This is a genomic window from Pseudomonas sp. PLMAX, from assembly GCF_046042685.1.
Classification (GTDB): Bacteria; Pseudomonadota; Gammaproteobacteria; order Pseudomonadales; family Pseudomonadaceae; genus Aquipseudomonas; species Aquipseudomonas putida_AE.
Map to the genome: position 1 here is coordinate 111,181 of NZ_CP064949.1, position 18,123 is coordinate 129,303.

The following is an 18,123-nucleotide window of genomic DNA, read 5'->3' on the forward strand; positions in this document are numbered from 1 at the left end:
TTTAGGATCTGACTAGCTTGCAACCAGGACTACTCGGACAAACGGATTCGAATCTGTTTTTCAATCTCAATGATCGCAAAGAGCGCAACGCCAACCCCGATGATCAGTAGACCATCAAGGAAGGGGATCGCTTCAGTGCCAAACACCCTTTGCAGCGGTGGTGCATACGTGATGGAGAACTGAGCGACTGTAACCACTGCGACGGTCATCCACACGACCTTGGTGCCACGAATGCCCTTCCAGGTAATCGATGTGCTGTAGAGATTGCGAATGAAGAACAAATGGAATATTTCCATCACGACTAGCGTGTTCACCGCGATGGTTCGTGCCAACTCCACGGAGTAGCCACGGTCGAGCGCATACGAAAAAATGCCGTAAACGCCGCAGAGAAACAGAATAGAGACAAGCACCATGTGCCAGACTAATGCGCCACCAATGAGTGGCTCTTTGCGTGAACGGGGCGGTCTGCGCATAGTGTTTTCTTCGGTAGGCTCGAACGCCAGTGCAATGCCAAGTGTCACTGCAGTAATCAGATTGATCCACAGAATCTGTATCGGCGTCACCGGCAGTGTAAGGCCGAGTAGCAGGGCCACGATGATGGTCATGGTCTCGCCCGCGTTGGTAGGCAGCGTCCAGCTCAGTACTTTCTTGATGTTGTCGTAGACTGTCCGGCCTTCGCGCACCGCTGCCACGATGGACGCGAAGTTGTCATCTGCCAGTACCAGGTCTGCTGCTTCCTTGGCAGCTTCGCTGCCTTTTCCGCCCATGGCGATACCGGCATCGGCGCGCTTTAGCGCTGGTGCGTCGTTAACGCCATCACCCGTCATGGCCACTGTCATGCCGTTCGCTTGCAGCAGCATTACCAGCCTCAGCTTATGTTCAGGGCTGGTGCGCGCAAAGATATTGACGTCCTTTACCGCCTCCTTGAGGGCGGCATCGTTCATGGCGTCCAGGTCTACGCCAGTTAGCACCTTGTCGGGATTTTGCAGGCCAATCTGGCGACCGATAGCGGCGGCGGTGCCGCCATGATCGCCAGTGATCATTTTTACGACAATACCCGCCGCCTGGCATTGGTGAACTGCCTTTATCGTCTCGAGTCTAGGGGGGTCAATCAGCCCGACCATGCCCAGCAGGGTTAACCTTCCTTGCACGTCCTCAAACTCCAAAACAGTGTGCTCGGGCGGAACTGATCTAACTGCGAACGCCAATACACGCTGCCCCTTGGTAGCAATGGCGTTTGCCTGTGCGTGCCAGTAGTCCGCATTGAGCGGTTCAGTCCCGCCAGCGTTTACGAACTGCTGCGTGCTCATGGCCAGTATTTGCTCTGGCGCGCCTTTCACATAGATGGAGGCATGGCGATCGTGGTTGTGATGAAGCGTCGCCATAAAGCGGTGTTTCGCGTCAAACGGAATGGCATCGGTGCGGGGCCAGACGCGATGATCTTCATCGCTATCAATTCCGGTCTTTCCGGAAAATGCTAGCAAGGCACCCTCCATCGGGTCTCCCTCTACCTTCCATAAGTCATCATGCAGGCGCAGCACAGCATCGTTGCACAGGCAAGCTGCTCGCCCCAGTTCTGCCAACGCAGGATAAGTCGATATATCGACTAGCTGATCTGCCAGACTGATGCTTCCTGCAGGCTGATAACCTGCGCCATCGACTTTGAAGATAAGATCGTTCGTGACGACCGATGCCACCATCATTTCGTTGCGGGTGAGTGTGCCGGTCTTGTCAGTGCAGATGACGGATACCGAACCTAGCGTTTCGATGGCTGGCAGGCGACGCACGATGGCGTTGCGGCGAGCCATCGCCCGTACCCCGACAGCCAGCGTTATAGTAAGGACGGCTGGCAGCCCTTCAGGTATCGCCGCTACCGACATCCCCACCACGACCATGAAGATCTCGGTGAATGCGTAGTGGCCGACATAATGGCCATACACAAGCAAAAGGCCGCCGACTAACAAGATCAAGATCGTCAGCCATCGCGCAAATACGTTCATTTGCTGCACCAGCGGGGTCGTCAGCGTTTCTACTCCTGCAAGCAGCGTACTGATGCGTCCGATTTCAGCAGCTGCTGCGGTCGCAACTACAACCCCTTTTGCTTGCCCGCAAGTCACGAGGGTGCCGCTGAACGCCATGCATGTACGATCACCCAGGGCGGCTTCAAGAAACACTGGTTCGGTATGTTTTTCTACTGGTAGGGATTCACCGGTGAGAATTGCTTCTTGAATTTGTAGTCTGTTCGCGTGCAGCAGGCGTAAATCAGCAGGTACTTTGTCTCCGGCCTCCAGCAATACGATATCGCCCGGTACTAGCTCCTCGCCTACAACACTCAAGCGTTCGCCTGCACGAACTACTGCGGCGTGCGGTGCCAGCATCTGCCGGATAGCGTCCATGGCTTTTTCCGCTTTGCCTTCCTGGACGTAGCCAATGATTGCGTTTGCAATTACCACCGCCAGAATCACCACCGTGTCCCACAGGTGTTGCAGCATCGCGGTAATCGCAGCGGATCCTAGAAGCACATAAATCAGAATGTTGTGAAATTGCAGCAAGAATCTGAGCCACGCAGGTCGACGTGCTGCTTCTGGTAGCCTGTTGCAACCAGTGCGGGCAAGCCTGGCTTGGACTTCGGTTGCCTCCAACCCGACATGTTCATTCACCTCAAGCAGGTTCGTCACTTGCTCTGCAGGCAGCGTATGCCACGTCACGGAATGCGTGGGAACTGGTGTTTGCTCAGTTGCTGCGTCGACCACCGGCTTCTTCAATGAATATCTCCTGTGCGCACAGCTCAACTGAAAGGGGCTGAGGTGGTCATGGGCAGGCGTGGTATAGCAGAACGCTTAAAAATCGTTGGATATTCTTACATTCTTTCAATTATCCAGCTGATACGAACTAAAAGATCTATGCAAACAACAGCTTGATGATTATTGACTCAAATCAGATTTTCAGCGGTCGGTAGTGTGACAAAATGTTTTAATTGGCAATCTGCTCTCACTGTCATTAATGGTGCTGGCTCCTAATATTGCTCAGAGTAGGAGTGACAATATATAAATGTCGAATGCCGCAATCTGCGTCTGTCTCATCCATTAAATATATGGCGCGCAGCTGCAATGCTTTGATATTTAATTGCTTTACAGTCCGCACATGGGTTGTACTCAAATTAAGAGTCTAACGATACGAACTCCCCAGCTTGATTGTTACTGCTATCGACCGAGGTCTGGTCCAGCACCCCTGATGCTTCTGGTAACCGGGAAATCAACCCAAACCGTAGCTCGGCAGCTGTAACAAGACCACCTTGCGCGATTGTGGTTTGTCGAACTGAAGTCCATCTCCAGTGGCTGCTCTGCAGTGACAACCATTTCTTCCGGCACGTCCAATCACGTATCGGCTCCAGCTCCTTTGCCTTGAAGGAGGTAGATCGTATGGATATCGTTGCTCGCGCTGGACTTGCCCCTACAAAACCGGACACCAACTCCCCGTTAAATTGATGCAGCTGCCAAGCGCCTGAACTCCCTCGGTGAGCGATAGTTCAAAGCGCTGTGCGGATGCTGCTCGTTGTAATGCTCAAAGGCAATTGCCAGGTTACGTAGCGCCGTTTCTCGATCTGGCTTGGGCATGTGCGCCACATAATCCCGCTTGATCGTCTTCACGAAGCTCTCGGCCATGCCGTTGCTCTGCGGGCTGCGCACCGGTGTGGTCAATGGCTGCAAGCCGATCTGTCGAGCAAACAGGCGTGTCTGTTCAGCGGTGTACGCCGAGCCGTTGTCGCTTAGCCATTGAACTGGCGTGGCGGGCAGTCGATCACCAAAACGCTTCTCCACGCTTTCCAACATCAGGTCGCGAATATCATCGCCGCTGTACCCGGTCGGGCTCGCAACCCAGCCGATGGCTTCGCGATCACAGCAATCGAGGGCGAAGGTCACGCTCAGTTTGGCGCCGTCCTCACAACGGAACTCAAAGCCGTCCGAGCACCAACGCGTATCGCTGGTTTCCACCGCAATACGGCCTTCGTGCCGACGCGGCACGCCGGGCTGTTTGATCCGGCGTTCAAGCAGCAGATTGTGATCACGCATGACCCGGTAAACCCGTTTCACGTTGATCGCGGGCAGCGACCGCTTTTCACGTGCGCGACGCAGCAGTCCCCAGACGCGACGGTATCCATAGCTGGGCAGTTCGCTGACCTCTTGCTGGATTTCAGCGACCAGCTCTACATCGTTCACAGGCCTGCTTCGCCGTGTCTTGGGCGATACCGATTGCTTGATTCGAACCGTTAATTGCGAGCGCGCCACACCGAGACATTCGCTGACCAGCTTCACTGGTCGTCCCCCGGCAACAAGGGTGAGTGCGCAATCCATTTTCGCGACCGGGCGATCTCCACGGCCTCTTTGAGGATTTCTGCTTCCATCGTCTTCTTGCCCAGCATCCGTTGCAGTTCACGGATCTGCTTGAGTGCATCGCTCAGCTCAGAGGCCGGCACCACGGCTTCACCAGCACTGACCGCCGACAGGCTGCCGTCCTGATAGAGCTTGCGCCACAGGAACAACTGGTTGGCATTGATGCCGTTGCGCCGAGCGACGACCGACACACTTTGTCCTGGCTCAAGGCTCTCGCGAACCATCGCCAGCTTCTGCTCCGGGCTCCAGCGGCGCCGCCGCTCCTGGCCCAAAAGCTCCCCACTCTTATCGTTGCTGTTAGTCATAAACATAACCGTTTGCCTATCCCTTATCGTAAGGGGGAAACGGTGTCCTGTCTTTCATGGGGCTCGTTCACGCGCATCTCTGTTAGCCCCCAATCCAGAGCGCCTAGAGTGGAATGTTTTCAGGCTGGTTAATGCAGCCATGTTTATTTAGGCCAGCTGTTAATATATTACCTTTTAAGTGACCCAAGGACGCTGATGACCAAGCAGCAAGCTACCGCCGAAACCCCTAGAGCTGCCGCAATTCTGGCCCGCTTCCTATCGTCGGAATCTGCGGGAGGTCTTGTGCTGATGGGCGCAGCGCTGGCAGCTCTGATTGTTGCTAACTCCCCTCTATCCCAGGGTTATTTTGCTGCCCTGCACACGGCTTGGTTGGGCATGTCTGTTGCGCACTGGGTGAATGACGGGCTGATGGCGATCTTCTTCCTGATGGTCGGCCTCGAGATCAAAAGGGAAGTGCTGGTGGGCGGGCTTTCCACCTGGGGCCAGCGCGCTTTACCGGGATTTGGTGCCTTAGGCGGCATGATTGTCCCTGCGCTGATCTACATCGCAATCAACTGGGGCCATCCTGAGACCTTAGGTGGGTGGGCGATACCTGCTGCTACCGACATCGCATTTGCCTTGGGTGTCTTATCGCTGCTGGGCAAGCGAGTCCCGATTTCACTGAAGGTATTCCTCGCCGCCTTAGCGATAATTGACGATCTCGGCGCGGTCGTGATCATTGCCTTTTTCTATACATCGGGCCTTTCCATGCCGATGTTGCTGGCATCACTCGCGACTCTGGTCATTCTTATCGCAATGAATCGATTGGGCGTAAGACGGCTGCTCCCGTATCTCCTGGTTGGGGGCGTACTGTGGTTCTTCGTGCTGCAATCGGGTGTGCATGCCACCTTAGCGGGCGTCGCACTGGCAATGTGCATTCCCATGGGCAAGCCGGAAGAAGAAGCACGTTCCCCATTGATGTTCCTCGAAGAGAAGCTGCACTCATGGGTAGCATTTGCTGTAGTGCCTATATTTGGCTTCGCCAACGCAGGTGTTTCATTGGCCGGTATTTCCATGGAAAACCTGGTCGACCCCGTTCCGCTGGGTGTCGCGCTGGGTCTGTTGGTAGGCAAACAGGTCGGTATTTTTCTGTTGGCTGCGCTGGCTATTCGTTTTGGCCTGGCCAAACTGCCGGAAGGGAGTAGCTGGATACAACTTTATGGCGTAGCGCTGTTGTGTGGTATTGGCTTCACCATGAGCTTGTTCATTGGCAATCTGGCGTTCCCTGGATCGCCTCATTTGGTCGATGAAGTCAAAGTCGGGGTATTGATCGGTTCGATTCTGGCTGCGATTGGTGGCGTCACCGTTCTGCGCCGCTTCAGCGCCCAAGCGAGTGCTGCCGTAGCCAAGTAACCTCGCCTGAGATGACCGCAGTATTTCTCGAGGCAAAGAAATACTGTGGTTTAGTAACCCGCGTCAGTGAACAAGGTTCCCGTCGAAATTTTACGCAAAAATTACAGGGGAGATGAGGGTGCGTATCTGATACTGCACGGCGTTGATTTGGCAGGCTACTTTTATGTCCCTCGCGGCAATGCGGCTTATCGGTTTCATCTTAGGTATTTTTCTGATTACGCTGGCCGTAAGCATGGCTATTCCAATGATCACACTGGTGGCCTTTGAGCGTAGCGACGATCTGTCGGCCTTTCTCTGGTCGAGTTTGATTACCTTCATCAGCGGCCTTCTTTTGATCGTGCGTGGACGCCCTGATACTGGCCAGCTCCGTCCGAGGGATATGTACCTGTTGACGACTGGCAGTTGGGTGGTGGTGTGTACCTTCGCGGCGTTGCCAATGGTGTTCATCAGTCACATCAGTTACACCGACGCTTTCTTCGAAACAATGTCCGGCATCACAACCACGGGCTCAACTGTCCTGAGTGGTTTGGATACCGCTTCACCTGGATTGTTGATCTGGCGCTCCATGCTGCACTGGCTCGGTGGTATCGGCTTCATCGGCATGGCTGTGGCGATCCTTCCACTGTTGCGAGTGGGTGGCATGCGTCTTTTCCAGACAGAGTCCTCAGACTGGTCGGAGAAAGTGACGCCGCGTTCTCATGTGGCAGCCAAGTACATCCTCTTTCTCTATCTGGGACTTACTGGCACCGGGGCTCTGGCACTCTGGATCGCAGGGATGACGCCGTTTGAAGCGGTCAACCACGCAATGTCGTTGATCTCTACTGGCGGATTCTCCACTTCGGACGCCTCGCTTGGGCATTGGACGCAGCCAGCGATTCACTGGGTAGCGGTGGTCATCATGATACTGGGTAGCCTGCCCTTTACCTTGTACGTCGCAACATTGCGCGGCCATCGGCGTGCGCTGCTGAAGGATCACCAGGTACGCGGATTTCTTGGATTCTTGATTGTCACCTGGCTGGCTGTGGGTACATGGCTATGCTTTCACAGCGACTACGTTTGGTGGGATGCATTTCGTATTGTGGCGGTCAACGTGACCTCGGTCGTCACGACCACGGGAGTTGCAGTTGGTGATTACACACTATGGGGTAGTTTTGCCGTTCTGTTGTTCTTCTATCTGACGTTTGTCGGCGGATGCTCAGGCTCCACAGCTGGCGGACTGAAAATCTTCCGCTTCCAAGTTGCTGCCGCCCTACTCGTGAGTAGTTTGAAGCAGTTGATCCATCCTCGAGCCGTGATTCAGAAGAAGTACAACGGTCATCCGATTGACGAGGAGATCCTGCGCTCACTTTTAACCTTCTCGTTTTTCTTCACCATCACCATTGCCATAATCGCCTTAGGGCTGGCTCTGATCGGGCTGGACTGGACGACTGCTTTAAGTGGCGCCGCTACTGCAGTATGCAACGTTGGACCAGGCCTTGGCACGATCATTGGGCCTGCCGGTAACTTCTCATCACTACCTGATGCAGCAAAATGGTTACTGACCATTGGCATGTTACTGGGGCGGTTGGAAATCCTCACCGTACTGGTAATTATTACGCCGGTCTTTTGGAGGTATTAGCCTACCTATTGTGAGTTTGAGACTGGGAAAGTCTCCAATGTGGTGTGGGTGACGAAAATCTAATCATCGCTTAGCATGAGGAATGTGCATTCCGCGCAGCTCAAAACCTTAATGAAAGTTTCCCATGTCTCGTTTGGCTGAATATCGCAAGCTTGAACAACAACTGGCCGAACAGCTCGCAGAGCTCGAGTCGCTGAAAAGCGATTCAGGCCTGCAGCGAGAAATGGACTTTGAAAGCAAGCTCCGTGCATTGCTCGGCGAGTACGGCTTCAGTCTGCAGAATGTCATCAACCTGCTTGATCCTCAGGCCGGTCGCCGCTCCCCTGGTGCTGCTGCCGCACCGAAGGCAGCCCGTAAAGCCCGCGAGGTGAAAATCTATAAGAATCCGAATTCTGGTGAGTTAATCGAAACCAAGGGCGGAAACCATCGCCAATTGAAAGAATGGAAAACCGAGTTCGGTGCAGATGTTGTTGAGTCGTGGCGCACTCAATAACATCATCTGTAAGTACAAAGGGCCCCGTTAGGGTAATGCCAGTCAGCTAAGCTGACTGGCATTTTTTTCGGGCGTGAGAATCCCGATTAGGCGTCACCGCAGTGACCGATTGAGAAGCCCAAAATCATTAGGCTAACTCAGCTTCCCACTCAAGGCGTTGGTTTCGACTACAGTAGAAAGACTCTGCATAAAGCCAAAACAAGACGGAGAGTTTTTCATGCGAGTAAACAAACGCTTTAGTCTCTTTGCGGCAACCGCTGCGTTGACAGTCTCATGCGCAGCTAACGCCGCACCTGTGTTCATAAACATCCTGACAGGCGGTACTAGCGGGGTTTATTACCCCATTGGGGTTGGGCTGTCACAGATATACAGCGATGGGATTCCGGGGGCAAAGACTTCTGTCCAAGCGACCAAAGCCTCGGTGGAAAATCTCAACCTTTTACAAGCTGGTCGTGGGGAGCTCGCTCTGGCGCTGGGGGACTCTGTGGCTGATGCAAAAAACGGCGTGGAAGATGCCGGGTTCAAGGCCCCGCTGACAAAGTTGCGAGCAATTGCAGGCGCCTATCCGAACTACATTCAAATTGTTGCGAACAAAGAGTCCGGCATCAAAACCTTGGCGGATTTGAAAGGGAAAACCATTTCCGTCGGCGCCCCGAAATCCGGTACCGAGCTGAACGCTCGTGCGATCTTCAAAGCGGCGGGATTGACGTACGAAGACATGAGCAAAGTCCAATACCTACCCTTTGCGGAGTCGGTCGAGCTGATCAAAAACCGTCAGTTAGATGCCACGCTTCAGTCCTCGGGGTTAGGAATGGCGGCCATCCGCGACCTTTCCTCAACCATGCCATTGAACTACGTCTCCATTCCTCCCGATGTGGTATCGAAAATCGGCAATGCCGCTTATCAGCCTGCACAAATTCCAGCCAATACCTATGACGGACAGCCTGAGCCAGTGCCTACGGTGGCGATCACCAATATTTTTGTGACACGCGAGGACATTTCGGATGACGTTGCCTACCAGATGACCAAGCTGATGTTCGAAAACCTCACTCGCTTAGGTAATTCTCACTCAGCTGCCAAGGACATCAAGTTGCAAAACGCTGCCAAGAATCTGCCCATTCCACTTCACCCCGGCGCCGAGCGCTACTACAAGGAAGCTGGAGCGCTGTAATCCAAAAAAATGCGCCAAGGGGATGGTCGCTAGAGCGATAGAGCGGTACGTACCCTTCTATGTAGTTTTGAGGCAGGTACCCAATGAGCGAAGATCATCATGGCATAGCCGCCAACCCACGCGACTGGCCTAAAACGCTGTTCTACGTGGCGTTGTTGTTTTCAGTATTCCAGATTATCACCGCTGCGTTTGCGCCTGTTTCCAGCCAGGTGCTGCGCGCGGTGCACGTTGGTTTCCTGCTGTGGGTGGTGTTTCTGAGTTACCCGGCGTATGGCAGAGCACGTCCTTGGCAGCCTTTGGCCTGGGTATTGAGCATCGCTGGGATTACCACTGCCTTGTATCAATGGTTCTTCGAGGCGGATTTGATCCAGCGTTCAGGTGACCTGACATCTGCAGATATGGTGGTTGGGCTGGTATTGATCGCATTGGTGTTTGAGGCGGCTCGTCGGGTGATGGGTATCGCATTGCCTGTCATCTGCGGACTGTTTTTGGCATACGGTCTATTGGGTGAATACCTGCCAGGCGACCTGGCACATCGAGGCTACGGTTTCGATCAAATCGTCAACCAGTTGTCATTCGGCACCGAAGGTCTCTACGGGACACCAACCTACGTTTCCGCTACCTATATTTTCCTGTTCATTTTGTTCGGTTCCTTTCTCGAACAGGCGGGCATGATCAAATTGTTCACAGATTTCGCGATGGGACTGTTTGGCCACAAACTCGGGGGGCCGGCAAAGGTATCGGTCGCGTCATCGGCTTTGATGGGGACGATTACAGGTTCAGGCATTGCAAACGTTGTCACGACAGGACAGTTCACGATTCCATTGATGAAGCGCTTCGGCTACAAGGCGGCATTTGCTGGAGGCGTAGAGGCGACTTCGAGCATGGGCAGCCAGCTGATGCCACCTGTGATGGGAGCTGTGGCCTTCATTATGGCGGAAACAATTAATGTCCCGTTTGTAGAGATCGCCAAAGCTGCGTTAATTCCAGCCATCCTGTATTTCGGTTCGGTGTTCTGGATGGTTCACCTTGAGGCAAAACGCTCCGACCTTAAAGGGCTGCCCAAAGACCAATGTCCCAGCGCATGGGGTGCGGTAAAGGAAAGCTGGTATTTGCTGATTCCGCTTTTTGTCCTGGTCTACCTTCTGTTTTCCGGACGTACCCCGCTATTCTCCGGAATGGTGGGTCTGGCGTTAACAGCCATCGTTATTCTCGGTTCGGCAATCATTCTTCGGGTGTCCAGTTTCGCGCTGCGATGTGCGTTCTGGATCGCGCTGGGTGTCCTCTGTGTCGGTTTTTTCCAGTTGGGTATCGGCGTGATCTTTGCGGTGATCGCCACGTTGGTGGTCATCTGCTGGTTAATTCAGGGAGGCCGAGAAACCCTGAGTATTTGCCTGCACGCTTTGGTCGAAGGTGCTCGTCATGCCGTGCCGGTCGGAATTGCTTGCGCTCTAGTGGGAATCATCATCGGCGTTGTGTCATTGACGGGGATAGCCTCGACTTTCGCCGGCTACATATTGGCCATTGGCAGAGATAACTTGTTGTTATCACTCATTCTGACGATGGTTACCTGCCTGGTGTTGGGTATGGGTATCCCGACGATTCCCAACTACATCATCACCAGTTCGATTGCAGCACCCGCACTGTTGGAGTTGGGTGTGCCGCTGATCGTGTCGCACATGTTCGTTTTCTACTTCGGAATTCTTGCAGACCTTACCCCACCGGTTGCCTTGGCATGCTTTGCCGCAGCGCCCATCGCCAAGGAAACAGGATTCAAGATCAGTCTGTGGGCGGTTCGTATTGCACTGGCTGGCTTTGTCATTCCGTTCATGGCGGTCTACAACCCTGCGCTCATGATGCAAGGCGACAATTTGTGGATGACTGCCTATATGTTGGTCAAGACGATGTTGGCCGTTGGCCTTTGGGGAATGGCGTCCACAGGTTATCTGCAACAGAAGATGCCGGTTTGGGAGCGTTTATTGTGTTTCGCGGCAGGTGCCTTGTTGGTCGTTGCGCTGCCGTTGACCGACGAAATCGGTTTTGTGCTGGGTGTGTTGCTGATAGTTCAGCATGTCTGGAGGTCTCGCCGTGGCGGACTGGCCAGAGCATGATCGGCTTGTGCCTGGGTCTGGCGGGAGTCGCCTGGGCCCAACTCCCAATCTCAAGCTTTACACTGGCTTGGAATCACACAATCGAAAAAATTCGTTGGGAAGAAGACTACCGTGTCTCGGAACAGGGACTTGTGCTCACTGAAGCCAGGGTCAAGGGAAATGGCGCAGGCATGGAAATTCCCTCAGGGGCCAGGTTGGAAAAAGGCAGTTGGCACTATCAACGTCAGCTGCCGCCCTTGCAGCCTCTGAGTCTGGGACGCTCCCCGCAAGCAGGTGACTACCAGTTATGCTTCGATCAGCAATGTCATGAGATGAGCGAGTGGCTGGGGCCACCCGTCAGCAATCCGGCCTCATTGGAGCTATGGAGTTGCTGGACGGACTCAGGGCAACAATAAGTGGTCAGAAGCACAAATGTGAAAGCCCTGTCCGGATACGAACGTCCAGTACCCGGACAGGCAGGCATCAACTCATGCCCAGCCAGTTTGGCAAAACCAGGGAGATCCAAGGTACGTAGGTAATCAGTATCAGGAACAGGAGCAGAATCATTAGCCAGGGCATGGCGGCTCTGATGGTTGCCGGCAGTGTCATACCCGTCACAGCAGAGGTCACGAACAGGTTCAGACCCACGGGCGGCGTGATCAAGCCGATCTCCAGATTCACCACCATAATGATACCCAGGTGAATCGGATCGATACCCAGCTTCATGGCGATGGGGAAGAGGATCGGTGCCAGGATCAAGATGATGGCCGAGGGTTCCATAAAGGCCCCGGCAATCAACAACACAATGTTCACCACCAGCAGGAACATCACCGGTGTCAGCCCCGCTTCAATCACCCACGCGGTGATCTGTTGCGGTAGCTGCTCGGTCGTCAGCACATGGGCAAAGAGCATGGCGTTGGCAATAATGAACATCAGCATGATGCTCAGCTTGGCCGAGTCCAGCAGGACCTTTGGTGTTTCGCGGAACGTTAAGTCTTTGTAGACGAACAAGGCGATGAAGGCCGAGTACACCGCCGCTACCGCCGCCGCTTCAGTCGGGGTAAACATCCCGGAGTAGATACCTCCCAGGATGATGAACATCAGCAGTAGACCCCAGATCGCCTTGCGTGCCGTGCTAAGCCATTCACGGAGCGTCGCGCGCGGCATTGCGGGCAGCTTTTTCTTCACGGCGACGATGTAGATCGCGACCATCAACGCCAGCCCCAGCAGCAGGCCTGGTAATACGCCAGCCATAAACAGTTTGCCGACAGACGTTTCGGTCGCGGCTGCGTAGACCACCATGACGATTGAGGGTGGAATCAGGATGCCCAGAGTCCCCGCGTTACAGACGATCCCCGCGCCGAAGGCCTGCGGATAACCGGAGCGGACCATGCCGGCAATGGCAATTGAACCCACCGCCGCCACAGTGGCTGGGCTCGATCCGGAAAGGGCAGCGAACAACATGCACGCCAACACGGCAGCGATAGCCAGACCACCACGGATATGGCCGACACAGGCATTGGCAAAGTCAATCAGCCGCCTAGCGACGCCACCGGTGGTCATGAAGGCCCCCGCGAGCAGAAAGAACGGGATGGCCAGCAGCGTGTAGTGCTCCGACGTCTCGAACAGTTTGATCGCCAGTGAGCGCACGGAGTCCGGGCTGAAAAAAACGATGGTCAGTGAGCCGGCCAACCCCAGGGAGATAGCAATGGGAACGCCGATCAGCATCAGCACGAACAGTGATGCAAAGAGGAAGGCAATGGTCATGACTTGTCATCCTCGTGTTCAGTCAGTTTCATCGCATCCGCGGCTTCATCGGCCAAGCCCAGGCCGGTCTGCCTGTTTTGCAGGATGCGCACGAGAATTTCAGCGAAACGGATGAAGACCAAGGCGAACCCTACGGGGACGATCAACCCGATGTGCCATTGCATGATCCCGTACTGGCCCAGGTCTTCGGCACCTATGCGCGCAATCATCAGGGTCTGGATCCACCCGAAACTGGCAATGCTGAGCAATCCGGCATAAGTCAGACAGAAAAGACAGGCAATGATACCAATGAGCCGTTGCACCGGTTTGCTGGCCAGATTGACCAGCGCGTCAACGCCGATATGGCCGGCCGTGCGCACGCCATATGACAACCCGAAAAAAATCAGCCAGCCAAACAGGGCCTTGGTCAGTGAGGTGCTCCAGGTCATGGCCTGTGCCATTCCCATGACCCCGTCGCCGATGGCGAACAGCGATTCGCTGGCGCCTTCCCAGTTCTCAGCGAGGCGATAGAACAGGGTGTAGAGGTTGTTGAGGACAACGTAGACGAATGTTACCAACGTCATGGCGGCCAAAAGGAAGACGATGAAACCTTCCTCGAAGTGTTCCCAGATGCGCCGAAGAGCATTCATGGATGGCATCTCCTGTAGCGGACGACAGGCAGGTGTTGCCAGGGCGGCAACACCTGCCGACGACCGATCATTGGGCCTGGTTGGCGGCTTCAGCGGCAATGATCAGCTCGGCGCCGATATCGCCTTCGAATTTTTTCCACACCGGTTTCATCGCGACACGCCATTGTTCGCGTTGCTCAGGCGTCAGGGTAATGATCTCGGTGGTTTTGGCCGCGATGATGCTCTGCTTGGCATCCTGGTTCAGTTGCTCGGCCTCTTTGTTCACATGAGCGGTGACTTCGACAAGTATCTTATCCAACTCGCTGCGAAGCTCCGGCGACAAACCGTTCCAGAACTTGGTGTTGGTGATCAGCATGTAGTCCAGTACGCCGTGGTTGGATTCGGTAATGTACTTCTGCACTTCATGCATTTTCTGGCTGTAGATGTTCGAGTAAGGATTCTCCGCGCCGTTGACGACACCGGTCTGCAAGCCTTGATAAACCTCGGCGAAGCTCATCTTGCGTGGATTGGCGCGTATGACCTTGAACTGCTCCTCGAGCACTGCAGAAGCCTGCACCCGGAACTTCAAGCCACGGGCGTCACCCGGCACTCGTAGCGCTTTGTTCGCGGACAGTTGTTTCATCCCGTTGTGCCAGTAGGCCAGTCCTGTGATGTTTTTGTCTTCCATGGACTTGAGCAGTCCCTGGCCCTGCGGGCTCAGCTGGAAGCGGTCAACAGCGGTGATGTCATCAAACAGGAAAGGCAGGTCGAACAGTTGAACGGTCTTGGTGTAGTGCTCGAACTTGGCCAGCGACGGCGCAATCATCTGTACGTCCCCGAGCAGTAAGGCCTCCATCTCTTTGCCATCGCCAAACAACGAGGAATTCGGGTAGACCTCGACCTTGACCTTGCCGGGCAAGCGTTCTTCCGCCAGCTTCTTGAATAACAGGGCGCCCTGGCCCTTGGGTGTCTGCTCTGCAACGACGTGGGAAAATTTTATAATTACCGGATCTGCAGCCATGGCCATGCTCATGGTGCCAAGGGCAAGGGCGCAGGCAACTGCTTTCCACATAGGTTCGAACATTGGGGGGATTCCTCTTGTTTTAGTTTTTCGTACAGTTCCACGCTCTGAAAAGCATGTGCACGGCGGACAAGAGCAAGTCTAGGCAGAAAACTACCATTTGGAGGGTGATGACTGAATGTAGTCAGAAATCTTGTAGGAAATAGGGCACTACCTCCAGCAATACCCTCTTACAATATTAATGCTTAGGACGATTGCGCTAAGGGAAAGGGTGTGTTGTGTTTAAGAGTCATCAATACCGATTACACACTCATCATCGATCGCGCCACCAACAGGGCATCTACTTAGCTCATGCTCATCGCTTAAGATTTAAGAGGGAATATAGATCAGTTGGCCTTTTTACCGACGACGCCCATTTCGATTGGGGTCTTAATAAAATACGGAAATTTCCTCGGCCTCCAATCGCTTGAACAATGTTTAGGACTCGTCCTCGGTGGTAGCCATGCGAATCTCGGTAGATCCGCCAGTTCAAAGAAATGCGAGGAGTGCAACCGACCGGTGTACCCAAAACCCTCGATACCTATAGATAGGGTCGCGCAACGGAGCCCCATATCTTTGGCCAAATTAACGATCCCGTCGCCAAGCATTTTCCCCTGATAACGACGGTTGTTGGCGTTAATGCGGTTTTGATCCAGGCTACCGGAAATCGTAGACCTACCTGAATACTCGGTAATCGATGGTCTTATGCGTGTCTTCACAGACCGCCTAAGGGTCAGCTGAAGTCAGCAGTTTGAGTCAAAACCACACCAGCACCAACAGCCGGCTGCAATTGTGGCGTTTTTTTCGTTCAGTGATCCGCTTCTCCCTTGATGGCCAAAACGCTGCAGGGCACCTGATACAGAACATGCTCCGTGGTACTGCCAATCAGCTTGTCCACCCCTTTGTGATGGGTATTTCCCATTACGAAGACATCCGCTCGAGTATGAGTGGCAAAGTCGGCCATCGCTTTGGTTGGCGGCCCTGCAATGAAGTGTTGTCGCTCAGGTGGCACGCCGTGGCGTCCAGCCAAGGCAATGAAGCACTTTTCAAGTGACCGGCGCACGTCGTTGCTGAAGCCTGGCATCGTCACGGCGCCAGCACCTGCATCAGAGAAATGTGTGTGGGTCAGTTCATAGGCATACAGCATGTGCAATTCAGCATCACATTGCGTCGCCAATTCGTTCGCCGCCTGAATGACGCTGTCGTTGATTCCACTGATCTGACCCTCTGGATGGGATGGATCAACCGCCGCCACTATCACCCGAGGCAGTGGACACCTGACTTCGCTGACCAGATGTATGGGCGTCGGACATTCGCGCAACAACTGCCAATCCAAGGGCGTGACGAATACGCGTTTGAGCGCTGATTCATGATGTACGTCCTTGATAATCAGGTCCGGCTGCATTTCAGCCACATGCCCGAGGATCTCTTGCAGCGGGTCACGGGTCAATGCAACTTCGGTGGTCACATTGATGCCCTTCCTGCGCATGAGTTCGGCCTCATCCGTCAACCACTGCAGGTTCTCCTCCCGGCAACTCTCACGAAGTTGTTCACTGTTGCTCATTAACCGCATAAGGTCGAAGTCTTCGATGAACACCGCGATATGCAGCGCTGCGCCTGTAGCGTCGGCCAATGCGATTGCCCGCTCCATCGCCGGCGAGTGACGCATGGTTGGACCTGCGATCAGAAAGAGTCGTTGATACTGCCTCATGTGACACCTCCAAACGTTCTGGGTTATCCGGTAGCGCCCCCAGCACTCTCGCGTGTCCCACCATTGACGATCTTTTATCGCCTCAACTACATGGATCGACATTATCAATATACGCCTGCATCACAGGCTTAGCAGTTGCCAAGCCTGTCGAAGGCTGTAGCAAACCTTTTCATCACGATCGAGCAGGAGACGACTGCTGGAGCCGCACGCCATGCCACCCGGCTTGACTACGGAGCAGAACCAATGCGATTGCCGGTTATTGAGCACCTGAATCAATACTTCGTAAAAAACGAACTATTCGCAACGAATAAACGATTTTTGTTGATGTAACAGCCTCGCTAGCATGATTCCTCCAGCCTATTGCTGCTTCATGCGGAGACAGTAAATGACCGCCATCAGCGTCGGCCAATCCTGGATGTGGGCCGCCTTCATCGTGTTCATCCTTGCCATGCTGGCGCTCGATCTGTTCGTCTTCGGCGGACGCAAGGCGCATCGTGTTTCGGTGCGCGAAGCGCTGGCCTGGGTTATCGCCTGGACCAGTTTGGCGTTGGTCTTCGCCGTCCTGCTCTGGTGGTATCTGCGCAGCATGTTCGGCGCCGAAGTGGCCCAGCGTACAACGCTCGAATTCCTGACGGGCTACCTGATCGAGCAGTCGCTGTCGATCGATAACATGTTCGTTTTCGTGATGATCTTCGGCTACTTCGCCGTTCCGACAGAGTTGCAGCGCCGCGTCCTGCTTTATGGCGTGCTCGGCGCCATCATCATGCGCGCCGGTATGATTTTCGCCGGTGTCTGGCTGGTGCAGGAGTTTGCCTGGCTACTCTATGTCTTTGGTGCTTTCCTCGTCATCACCGGCATCAAGATGCTGATCTTCGCCAACCAGCAGCCAGACCTCGAGAAGAACCCTTTGCTGCGCTGGCTGCGTAGCCATCTTCGCATCACCGACGGCTTTCACGGCGAGCGCTTCTTCGTGCGCCAGAACGGCCTGCGCTGGGCGACGCCGATGTTCCTGGTGCTGGTACTGATCGAGGCCAGCGACCTGGTGTTCGCGGTCGATAGCATCCCGGCTATCTTCGCCGTCACCACCGACCCCTTCATCGTGTTCACCTCCAACATCTTCGCCATTATGGGCCTGCGCGCACTGTATTTTCTGCTTGCCGACATGGCCTACCGCTTTCACTTGCTCAAATATGGCCTGGCCATCGTACTGGTGTTCATCGGCGGCAAGATGCTGGTCGCGCCGTGGTGGCACATACCGGTCCAATGGTCGCTGACCACAGTCGGCGGCATCATCTTGATTTCGGTACTGTTGAGCCTGACGTTGACGAAGAGCAAAACACGGGTTACGGGAGAGCAATGATGAATCAGAGATGTTGGCACTGATGCGGTCTTGACCCAGGCTACCGGAAATCAATGGCCTACCCGAATACTTGGTAATGGATGGTCTTATGCGTGACTTCACAGGCCGCCTAAGGGGCAGCTGAAGTCAGCAGCTTGGGTCAAAACCGCACCAG

13 protein-coding genes and 1 pseudogene are annotated in these 18,123 nt (G+C 54.5%); 7 read left to right on the forward strand and 7 right to left on the reverse strand.

Annotated features, from left to right (window positions below; translation table 11 throughout):
* Positions 1 to 29 precede the first annotated feature (29 nt).
* Positions 30 to 2,708 (reverse strand): cation-transporting P-type ATPase, encoded by a 2,679-nt coding sequence (locus DKB71_RS00515; protein WP_408601182.1) that lies wholly within the window; start codon positions 2,706 to 2,708, stop codon positions 30 to 32.
* A 771-nt stretch (positions 2,709 to 3,479) separates the two neighbouring features.
* Positions 3,480 to 4,699 (reverse strand): IS3 family transposase gene (locus DKB71_RS00520; protein ID WP_408596099.1). Its coding sequence is split into 2 segments (ribosomal slippage): positions 3,480 to 4,354 and positions 4,354 to 4,699, totalling 1,221 coding nucleotides; the frame shifts between segments, so codons are not numbered across the junction.
* Between the two features lie 195 nt (positions 4,700 to 4,894).
* Here DKB71_RS00520 and nhaA point away from each other — a divergent pair.
* The 6 genes from nhaA (at position 4,895) to DKB71_RS00550 (ending at position 11,879) form a co-directional block, all read left to right on the forward strand.
* Positions 4,895 to 6,091 (forward strand): Na+/H+ antiporter NhaA, encoded by a 1,197-nt coding sequence (nhaA, locus tag DKB71_RS00525; RefSeq protein WP_408599351.1) that lies wholly within the window; start codon positions 4,895 to 4,897, stop codon positions 6,089 to 6,091.
* 163 nt (positions 6,092 to 6,254) lie between these two features.
* The gene (locus DKB71_RS00530; RefSeq protein ID WP_408599352.1) at positions 6,255 to 7,709 is read left to right on the forward strand and encodes a TrkH family potassium uptake protein; all 1,455 of its coding nucleotides are present in this window, start codon (positions 6,255 to 6,257) and stop codon (positions 7,707 to 7,709) included.
* Between the two features lie 124 nt (positions 7,710 to 7,833).
* The gene (locus DKB71_RS00535) at positions 7,834 to 8,202 is read left to right on the forward strand and encodes a histone-like nucleoid-structuring protein, MvaT/MvaU family (RefSeq protein ID WP_408599353.1); all 369 of its coding nucleotides are present in this window, start codon (positions 7,834 to 7,836) and stop codon (positions 8,200 to 8,202) included.
* A gap of 217 nt (positions 8,203 to 8,419) precedes the next feature.
* Complete coding sequence (locus DKB71_RS00540) at positions 8,420 to 9,373, forward strand: TAXI family TRAP transporter solute-binding subunit (protein WP_408599354.1); 954 nt, start codon at positions 8,420 to 8,422, stop codon at positions 9,371 to 9,373.
* A gap of 83 nt (positions 9,374 to 9,456) precedes the next feature.
* A complete protein-coding gene (locus DKB71_RS00545; RefSeq protein WP_408599355.1) occupies positions 9,457 to 11,484 on the forward strand; it encodes a TRAP transporter permease in 2,028 nt (675 codons plus the stop codon).
* Positions 11,481 to 11,879 carry a DUF1850 domain-containing protein gene (locus tag DKB71_RS00550; protein WP_408599356.1) on the forward strand — a complete coding sequence of 133 codons (399 nt, stop codon included), beginning with the start codon at positions 11,481 to 11,483 and terminating at the stop codon, positions 11,877 to 11,879. Before DKB71_RS00545 ends, DKB71_RS00550 begins: the two co-directional genes overlap by 4 nt.
* 67 nt (positions 11,880 to 11,946) lie before the next feature.
* Here the strand turns inward: DKB71_RS00550 and dctM are convergent, their stop codons facing one another.
* From dctM to DKB71_RS00575, 5 genes and pseudogenes are all read right to left on the reverse strand, one after another.
* Positions 11,947 to 13,230 carry a C4-dicarboxylate TRAP transporter large permease protein DctM gene (dctM, locus tag DKB71_RS00555; RefSeq protein WP_408599357.1) on the reverse strand — a complete coding sequence of 428 codons (1,284 nt, stop codon included), beginning with the start codon at positions 13,228 to 13,230 and terminating at the stop codon, positions 11,947 to 11,949.
* Positions 13,227 to 13,859, reverse strand: coding sequence for a TRAP transporter small permease (locus DKB71_RS00560; RefSeq protein WP_408599358.1), 633 nt, complete (start codon positions 13,857 to 13,859; stop codon positions 13,227 to 13,229). The genes dctM and DKB71_RS00560 overlap by 4 nt, the downstream gene beginning before the upstream one ends.
* Before the next feature lie 67 nt (positions 13,860 to 13,926).
* A complete protein-coding gene (locus DKB71_RS00565) occupies positions 13,927 to 14,922 on the reverse strand; it encodes a TRAP transporter substrate-binding protein (RefSeq protein ID WP_408599359.1) in 996 nt (331 codons plus the stop codon).
* A gap of 323 nt (positions 14,923 to 15,245) precedes the next feature.
* Positions 15,246 to 15,554, reverse strand: a pseudogene (locus DKB71_RS00570) (DUF190 domain-containing protein).
* Positions 15,555 to 15,706: 152 nt separating this feature from the next.
* Positions 15,707 to 16,609 carry a universal stress protein gene (locus DKB71_RS00575; RefSeq protein ID WP_408599360.1) on the reverse strand — a complete coding sequence of 301 codons (903 nt, stop codon included), beginning with the start codon at positions 16,607 to 16,609 and terminating at the stop codon, positions 15,707 to 15,709.
* Positions 16,610 to 16,994: 385 nt separating this feature from the next.
* On the opposite strand from DKB71_RS00575, the gene DKB71_RS00580 reads away from it, so the two are divergent.
* Complete coding sequence (locus DKB71_RS00580) at positions 16,995 to 17,969, forward strand: TerC family protein (RefSeq protein WP_408599361.1); 975 nt, start codon at positions 16,995 to 16,997, stop codon at positions 17,967 to 17,969.
* Positions 17,970 to 18,123: the final 154 nt, after the last annotated feature.